Source organism: Pseudoduganella sp. GW821-FHT11H04 (assembly GCF_058807935.1).
This window is the reverse complement of sequence record NZ_JBXARE010000033.1, coordinates 1-1,226: the sequence shown is the minus strand read 5'-3', so window position 1 is coordinate 1,226 and position 1,226 is coordinate 1. Positions and strand designations below refer to the sequence as shown.

At 53.6% G+C, this 1,226-nt stretch carries 1 protein-coding gene; it reads left to right on the top strand.

What is annotated here, in order from left to right:
- Positions 1-58 precede the first annotated feature (58 nt).
- Positions 59-1,219 carry an IS30 family transposase gene (locus tag AC1RTP_RS28495; RefSeq protein WP_498612021.1) on the top strand — a complete coding sequence of 387 codons (1,161 nt, stop codon included), beginning with the start codon at positions 59-61 and terminating at the stop codon, positions 1,217-1,219.
- Positions 1,220-1,226: the final 7 nt, after the last annotated feature.

The following is a 1,226-nucleotide window of genomic DNA, read 5'->3' as shown; positions in this document are numbered from 1 at the left end:
TGCGGATTCAATCGGTCGACGCAACACTATAAACTGCTTAGGCAGGAGGAGTGTTGCTATGAAACGCAAACTACGAATCTATTACACTGACGAGCAAAAGGCATTGATGTGGGAACGCTGGCGTCAGGGCGAATCTCTGCAGCATATTGCCCAGCTTTTCGACCGAAGTCACGGCGCAGTTCAGCGGATTCTTATTCGGAATGGCGGGATTAGTCCTGCTCAGCGCTCTCGCTCCAGGTTGGCTTTAACCATTGCCGAGCGCGAAGATATTTCGCGCTCGCTGGTAGCCGGCACTTCGATTCGGAAGATCGCTGCTTCGCTGGGTCGAGCCCCTTCTACCATCAGCCGGGAAATCAAACGTAATGGCGGACAAACGCTGTACCGGGCAAATGTGGCCGACAAACGCGCGTGGGATCGAGCAAGGCGCCCTAAGCGCTGTAGACTGGCAGAGGACCCTGCGCTGGCCGAAACGGTGGCTGCAAAGCTTCAACTGCAATGGTCACCGGAGCAAATTGCTGGATGGCTCAAGCGTGCTTACCTTGGCGATAAGGCTCATCAAGTGTCACACGAAACGATTTATCGTAGCCTCTACATTCAGGCTCGTGGCGCCTTGAAGAAGGAGCTTACCGAGCATTTGCGCCGTACTCGAGTAATGCGTCGCTCACGCCACCATACGCAGAAAACTGAGGATCACGGCCGAATCGTCGATGCGATTTCGATTAGCGAACGTCCCGCTACGGCTCAAGATCGGGCAGTTCCTGGGCATTGGGAGGGGGATCTTTTATGCGGTACGCTCAACAGCCAGATCATCACGCTCGTCGAGCGCCAGACACGTTATTTGATGCTGGTGAAAGTGGCGCGCAAGGATACCGAAACAGTCGTAAATGCGTTAATCCAGCATGCGATGAAGCTGCCGCAAGAACTCTACAAGTCGCTTACTTGGGACCGAGGCTCAGAGCTGGCAGACCACAAGCGCTTCAAACTGGCGACCGATATCCAAGTCTTCTTTTGTGATCCAAGAAATCCCTGGCAACGCGGATCGAATGAGAATACCAATGGCTTGCTGAGACAGTATTTCCCCAAGGGACTGGATCTATCTAATTACTCGCAAGGGCAGCTCGACGCCATCGCGAATCGGCTGAATGAACGACCAAGGAAAACGTTAGGCTTCGAAACGCCGGCTCAACGGTTTTATCAATGTGTTGCGTCGACAGGTTGAATCTGCA

What these genes read in the sequence shown, in the direction of transcription:
- AC1RTP_RS28495 (WP_498612021.1), top strand. Translation starts at nt 59, where the DNA reads ATGAAACGCAAACTACGAATCTATTACACTGACGAGCAAAAGGCATTG.